Consider the following 6804-nt stretch of genomic DNA (forward strand, 5'->3'; position numbering starts at 1 on the left):
CCACGCGCCCGGCCGCAGGCACCTGCCCGACCCGACCCCGTCTTCACCGGAGCCACCGTGTCCTCTTCGCACTCCTCCTGCTGCACCCCGGGGCACGACGCCCAGGCCGGCGCCCTCACCCTGCTCGCCACGCCCGCGGCCCCCGCGCCCCGGGCCGTGCGCGGTCTGCTCGACCTGCCCGGGGGCCGCTTCCTCATGGGCACCGAGGACGCCGACGGGTTCCCGGCGGACGGCGAGGGCCCGGTCCGGGAGGTGGAGGTGGCGCCGTTCCGGATCGCTCCGACGACGGTGACCAACGCCCAGTACGCCACCTTCGTCAAGGCCACCGGACACGTCACCGAGGCCGAGGAGTTCGGCTTCTCCTTCGTCTTCGCCGGCCTGCTGGCCGGTGAACTCGCCGCCACCGCGCCCTCCGTGGCGGGCGTGCCGTGGTGGCGGGCGGTGTCCGGCGCGAGCTGGAAGCACCCCGAGGGGCCCGGGTCGTCCGTCGCGGCCCGGCAGAACCACCCGGTCGTCCACGTCTCGTGGAACGACGCCCGGGCGTACTGCGCCTGGTCCGGGACCCGGCTGCCCCGTGAGGCCGAATGGGAGTACGCGGCCCGCGGCGGCCTGGAGCAGCGCCGCTACCCCTGGGGCGACGAACTCGCCCCGGGCGGCCGGGCGCTGCTGAACATCTGGCAGGGCGAGTTCCCGACCGTGCACACCGGAGCCCACCTCGGCACGGTCCCCGTGAAGTCGTACCGCCCCAACGGGCACGGGCTCTACAACACCGTGGGCAACGTGTGGGAGTGGTGCGCGGACCGGTTCGCCCCGGGCCACGCCTCCCGCACGATGCGCGGCGGCTCGTTCCTCTGCCACGACTCGTACTGCAACCGCTACCGGGTGGCCGCGCGCAGTTCCAACACCCCGGACAGCTCCACGTCCAACATCGGCTTCCGCGTGGCGGCCTGAGGGGAGGTCAGTCAGGGGTCAGGCCGGGCGGACGAGACCGGCGACGTGGTCGGTGACCATGTCGAGGATCTCCGCCGCGGCCTTGTCGTCTCCGAGGACGAGGAAGTTCAGCGTCACCCCGTCCGTCATCGCCGCCAGATAGCGGGCCAGTACGGTCACCGGAACGCTCAGCTCGAACGGCGTGATCCGGCGCAGTTCCTCGATCAGCTCGGCGTAGGTCTCGCAGTACAGCTCGTACTGCCGGCGGGCCAGGTGCCCGAACTCGGGCTGGCGCAGCGCGTACTGGGTGAGCTCGTAGGTGAGCATGTGCGCGCCGGGGCTGGCCGCCACGTGGTCCCAGTAGGCCTGGAATCCGGCCCGGATCGTCTCGTGCAGGGTGGGCCTCGGCCGGATCGCGGCCTTGACGATCGTGACGTAGTGCGCGGTGATCGTCTCGATGACCGACTCCAGCAGCGCCTGCTTGGAGTCGAAGCAGTAGTGGAAGACGCTCAGGGACACGCCCGCCTCGGCGGCGATGGACCTGGTCGTCGTCCGGGACACCCCGTCGCGGGTCATCGCGCGGATCGCCGCCTCCGTCAGCTGCGTACGACGGTCGGTCAACGGCATCCGTGCCATGTACGGGTCCCCCTTCGTTGCGGTGCTGCCCCGAAGGGGGCGTCCGGGAGCAGGCAGGCTCCCGGACACCCCCTTCGACGCCGTCAGCTGCTGTATACGCCGACTTCGTACAGGGAGTATCCCCATTGGGTGCCGCGTCCCGCTCCGTGGACGCGTACGTAGCGGGCCGGAACCCCGGCGAACCTCGCCGTGTCCACCCCGCCGTCACCCGCGGTCGTGGACCAGGCCGTCTTCCAGTCCGTCCCGTTCGAGGAGACCTCGATGCGGTACGAACGCCCGTACGCCGCCTCCCAGTCCAGGGTGACCCGCTTGACCAGGTGCTCGGAGCCGAGGTCGACCTGCAGCCACTGGTCGTCGTTCCACTCGCTCGCCCAGCGGCTCGACCGGTTGCCGTCGAAGGCGAGGCCGGGCGCGAAGCTGACGAAGGGGTTCCACCACTCGGACGTGCTCGCGGACGCGGGCTGTCCGGCGGCGAGGTTCACGCCGGCCTTGTGCTGCTCCGACGCGCCCCACGTGCGCAGGTAGGACTCGGCGCCCTTGAACAGGTCGTCCACCACGCCCTGTCCGCCGACGATGCGGATGTCCTCGATCCAGTCGGGCACCAGGCCGTAGTGCGAGGCGCCGTCGGTGTTGAGGTCCCACGTGCGCTGGCCGGTGGTCTGCTTGTCGATGACCGAGCCGCCGTCGGTGCTGCGGAAGGGGTACACGACCGGGTTGGACACGCCCGCGCCGCGCGGGCCGGGCCAGCCGCCGACACCGTTCATGTCGGTGCCGTAGCCGTAGCCGACGTTGTACTTCTCGCGCAGCGCGTCCGTGCGCTTCGCCTCGGCGCTGAAGCCCTCGGAGCCGCCCATGTACGCGGCGGCGAAACCGCCGAGCTTGTAGAGCCGCTCCATCCAGCCGAGGTCCATCCAGCTGTGCGAGGAGATCACGCCCGGGTAGTTCTCGGTCTCCATGATGTCGAAGGCCTGGCCGGCCGCCTTGACGCTCATGTGGTCGAGCTCGAGCATCATCTTGCGCTTCATCATGCCGCGCACCGCGTAGTCGCCGAGCGCGGTGAGACCGCGGGTGTTGCACTGGGCGCCCGAGGCGTACGAGGGCACCGTCACCCCGGCCGGCAGCTCCTTCTCCGCCGAGGCCGCCGGGGCCAGGCCGATGGGGTTGTCGTGCTGCGGGCCCGTGCACTGCTCGGTCTTCCAGAAGGTGCCGGTCGACAGGAACTGCCCGACGTTGATGGCCGTTCCCAGCGCGCCCTCGTCGAAGCGGACCCCGCACAGGGCGTTGTCGAACTTGTGGCACAGGAACATGCTGCGCACGCCGAGGTTGTACAGCTCGTCGAGCCCGCGGTCGATGTCCGCCTGGCTGCACTGCGCGATGTCGAGGATCTGCTTGCAGCCGAAGGGCTCGGAGGTCTCGACACCCAGGACCACGGCGAGCTTGCCCTGCTTGACGACCTCACGGGCCTGCGCGGAGTCGGTGACGATGCGGAACCACCCCTTGCCGGGGCCGCCGTACATCTTGTCGATGTAGGCCTGCATGTCGTAGGTCTTCTGCGCCTCCAGACGGATGGCGGTCATCTCGTCGCAGCTGCGGTCCTTGAAGAAGTACACCGAGCAGATCACGCCGTTGGTGACGAGGTCGTTGACGAGCACGCGCTGGCCACCGCGCCAGGCCCGCTCGATCCAGGCGTAGTAGTTCTGCTGGTGGGTCAGCGAGTCGTGGGCGGGCCAGTCCTTGAAGGTGGGCCAGCCGTCGGGGTCGTGCTTGCCGTCCCCGCCCTTGGTGACGAAGTCGAAGATCGCGAGGCTGCCGTCCGGGTAGTGCTCCGGACAGTCCTTGAGCGCGTCGGCCACCCCGCCGTCGGAGAACGGCTTGCCGCAGATCAGCCGGCCGCCGAAGCCCTCGTTGGACATGATGTGGTCGTGGGCGTCCACGAAGCCCCGTACGTTGCCCTGGGCGTCGGTGCCCTTGAAGGGCTCGCCGGTCACGTTGATCTGGGAGTCGGGCGCGGGCCGCGCGGTGGGGTTCCACCACCCGGCGTCGGCGGCGGCCGCACCCGGCACGGGGCCGAGGGTGACGGCCAGCAGGCCGAGGAGCAGCGACAGGACCGCCAACGGCTTCCGTCTGCGGTGCGGGTTCGAGTGCGGTTGTCGAGTCATGGCCACTACTCACGTCCTCGGTTCGGCGGAGGGCGCGGTCGAGGACGCGGCGCAGCGGAGGCGTGATAGCCCCGATGGCCGGTTGTCATGTCCCGCGCAAGCATTGCGTCGAGAATCGCTACTGCCGGGTACAGAGTCAAGGGTCCGGGTCACATGACCTGATGCCGCGTCACCTTACGCGCCCTCGCGCTCCTTTTCGACGCGAAGGACGAGACCGGTGGCCCGGGCGGCGATTCCGGGCCACGGAGGGGCCGCCGGGCGCGCCAGGAACGTACAAGACCGCGGGAGCGCCCGCCCGGCAGCCTGATGCCATGAACGACGACAAGAACCACGTGGCCACCGGGGCGGGTCCGGGCGGGCCCGTCCGCTTCGACACCAAGATCGCCGTGCTGCTGAGGGAAGACCTGGAGACCTGGCAGCGGCTGAACGTGACCGCGTTCCTCGTCAGCGGGCTCGGTACGAGCTCTCCCGAGGTGGTCGGCGAGCCGTACCGGGACGCCGACGGGACCCCCTACCTGCCGATGTTCCGCCAGCCCGTACTGGTCTTCGAGGGCGGCAGGGAAACGGTGACGGCCGCGCACGAGCGGGCGGTGCGGCGCGGAATGCCCGTCGGGGTGTTCACCTCGGACCTCTTCGCCACGGGTGACGACCGGGCCAACCGGGCGGCCGTGGCGGCGGTGCGGAGGGACGGGCTCGACCTGGTCGGGATCGCCGTGTACGGGCCGCGCAACGCGGTGGACAAGGTGCTCAAGGGTGCGCGCATGCACTCCTGAACGGCGGCGCGGGGCCCCGTAGCGGCGGCGGGGGCGGTGGGTGTTTTTCGGCCACCGCCTCCGTCGCGCGTTCGCGTGTTCTCCGTTTCTGCTGCACCGATCCGTGTGCCCCAGACACCTCCGCCCCGTGGATTGCCATGCCCGCGGCCCTGGCTGGACGGCCGCTTTCCGGCCCAGCACGGCTGGTGAAGGGGGCGGCCCGGTGTCTCGGCCACGCCTTCTGTTCGTTTCATGGGGGGACGTCGAAAGGCGTCAGGCACCCGCGCCCGCGCCCGTGCCGGCGTCCGCGTCGGCGGAAGCACTCGCCGCGGAGCGGGACGGCGGTGGGCCCGACGCGGTGACCTGGCGCCTGGTCGGGGCCAACAACCACGAGCTCGGCCGCAGTCCGTACGTCCATCGCACCCTCACCGCGTGCTGCGCCGCCGTCGAACGGCTCCAGGGGCAGATCGAGGAGGTCACCCCGGTCGTGGCCATGTCCACGGACGCGGGAACCGGAGCCGGCTCCGGCATCGGGGCCTGGACCCGGCAGCTCGTCCTCGACGAACAGTGCGTCGCGGTCGCCTTACGCCCCTTCCGCCGCCAGCGCCAATGCCGCCACGGCCTCCAGCTGTTCCTGTCTGCCGCCGCGGAGGCGCAGGTGGCCACCGGAGTCACCTGCACCCGGCGGCTGCGCGGTCCGCGACTGCCCGGCGCCGGTGACGCGCCGGGGCCGGCCCTGCGCGGGGAGGCCCGAGATGACCACGACCACGGTGATCCCGCCGGCCCGCGTCGACGGGGACCACGGGCGGCTCCGCCGGCGGTGACGCCGTCGGCGTCTCGACCAATGGCTCGGGCGGCTCCACCGGCGGGTCCGGGGGCAGCCTCGCCGGCGCCGGCGCCGCCACGGTCGGCCCGCTCGGCGCCGGCCCCGTCGCCACCGGGGGCGCGCCGTCTGGTGAGCCCGCCACCGCGGCCCTGTCCATCCTGGGCGCCCTGCTCCTGGGCTCCGTCGCGGAGGTCGGCCCGCGCGGCCACCTCCGTCACGAGCGGGACCTCCGGGTGGGGTACGCACAGCTGCGGGAAGGGCTCGCCAACGCCACCGCGCCGCTGGGCCCGACGAGCCCGGGCAGGCCCGTCGCCCTGCTGGAGACACCGCAGATCGGCCTGCTCTAGGTCGTCCGCGAGGCGACGACCCCGAACTCGCCACGCCCGCCCAGCAGTCCGGCGGCCGCACCCCGGGCCGCCTGGCCGCCGACGAGGCCCCGCCGGCGAGCCGGACCTCGGTCTGGTTCCCGCTGGCCCTGTGGGCCCGGGCGCTGCTCCTCGCCGCGGCGGGCCTGGCCTGGGCCCGGCTCCGCCGGGGCCGCGCGCACTCCTGGCCGGTCGTCAACCGGGTCTCCCCGACGATGCCGGGCGGCCGGGCGACGGCGCTGATCGGGCCCTCGGGCTGCGGGAAGTCCACCTTCCTGCGGATCCTGCAACCGCATGCACGAGCTGATCCCCGGCGCCGAACTGGCGGGCGAGGTCCTGCTCGACGGCGAGGACGTGTACGCCCGGGGCCGCCGCCTCACCGACGCGCGCCGTCGCATCGGCAGGGTCTTCCAGAAGCCGGCCCTTCCCGGCGATGTCGGTCTACGGCAACGCCACGGCGGGCCTGAAGCTGACGGGCACCCGCGCCACGGGAGCCGGGAAGGACGCCCTGGTCGAGTGGACGAACCCTGCTCGGCCCTGGACCCGACCAGTGCGCCTTCTTCCTCGCGGCCCAGGGCGCCCCGGGGCAGATCGTGGAACACGGCCCGACCCGGGCCGTGTTCTCCACCCCGGCCGACCCCCGCACCTCGGACTACGTGCAGGGCCGGTTCGGCTGACCGGGGCGGGCCCCGGCCCTGGCGGCGGCGATCGCGGCCGGGGCGCCGGGCCTCAGGGGATGCGCCACTGCTGGGCCTTGCCGGAGTCGCAGGTGACCACCGTCAGCTGGTTGCCGGCGCCGTTGGCCGTCAGGCAGCCGCCCTGGAAGCTGATGTCCTTGATGTAGTAGGCGCCCGACGTCGGGGCCTGCTCCAGGTTCCACCACACCTGTCCGTCGAACTCGCCGGCGAGCTCCACGCGGACGGTCTCGTTGAACTGCGTCAGCGCGCGGTTCATCGCGGGGCCGGAGCCGCTGCATGCCGTGAAGGTGTCGTAGTTGCCCTTCGCGTGCACCCAGCCGAAGCTCGTGGTGCCGCCGAGGACCACCTTGGCGCCGCCCTGGGGGCTGCTGGTGCTCAGCCCGATCTTGAGGCCGCTGCCGACGTTGGTGATGGCGCCCCAGCTCGCCCCGCCACAGC

General features: G+C 72.4%; 5 protein-coding genes and 1 pseudogene. 3 read left to right on the forward strand and 3 right to left on the reverse strand.

All coding sequences use genetic code 11. From position 1 onward, the window contains the following. Positions 1 to 57 precede the first annotated feature (57 nt). Entirely contained in the window at positions 58 to 951 is an 894-nt protein-coding gene (locus tag ACWGDE_RS34145) for a formylglycine-generating enzyme family protein (protein ID WP_453392943.1), read from the forward strand. Between the two features lie 18 nt (positions 952 to 969). Here ACWGDE_RS34145 and ACWGDE_RS34150 read toward each other — a convergent pair whose 3' ends face one another. After that, positions 970 to 1566 (reverse strand): TetR/AcrR family transcriptional regulator, encoded by a 597-nt coding sequence (locus ACWGDE_RS34150; protein WP_453392939.1) that lies wholly within the window; start codon positions 1564 to 1566, stop codon positions 970 to 972. Positions 1567 to 1649: 83 nt separating this feature from the next. Next, a complete protein-coding gene (locus ACWGDE_RS34155) occupies positions 1650 to 3725 on the reverse strand; it encodes a galactose-binding domain-containing protein (protein ID WP_453392940.1) in 2076 nt (691 codons plus the stop codon). A 311-nt stretch (positions 3726 to 4036) separates the two neighbouring features. On the opposite strand from ACWGDE_RS34155, the gene ACWGDE_RS34160 reads away from it, so the two are divergent. Next, on the forward strand, positions 4037 to 4498 hold the full coding sequence (locus tag ACWGDE_RS34160) for a DUF2000 family protein (protein ID WP_453392941.1): 462 nt from the start codon (positions 4037 to 4039) through the stop codon (positions 4496 to 4498). 1316 nt (positions 4499 to 5814) lie between these two features. After that, a pseudogene (locus ACWGDE_RS34165) lies at positions 5815 to 6345 on the forward strand (phosphate ABC transporter ATP-binding protein). A 52-nt stretch (positions 6346 to 6397) separates the two neighbouring features. On the opposite strand, the gene ACWGDE_RS34170 reads toward ACWGDE_RS34165, so the two are convergent. After that, the coding region (locus tag ACWGDE_RS34170) for a hypothetical protein (protein WP_453392942.1) at positions 6398 to 6804 on the reverse strand (407 nt) is incomplete at its 5' end.

Source organism: Streptomyces sp. NPDC054956, assembly GCF_053609185.1.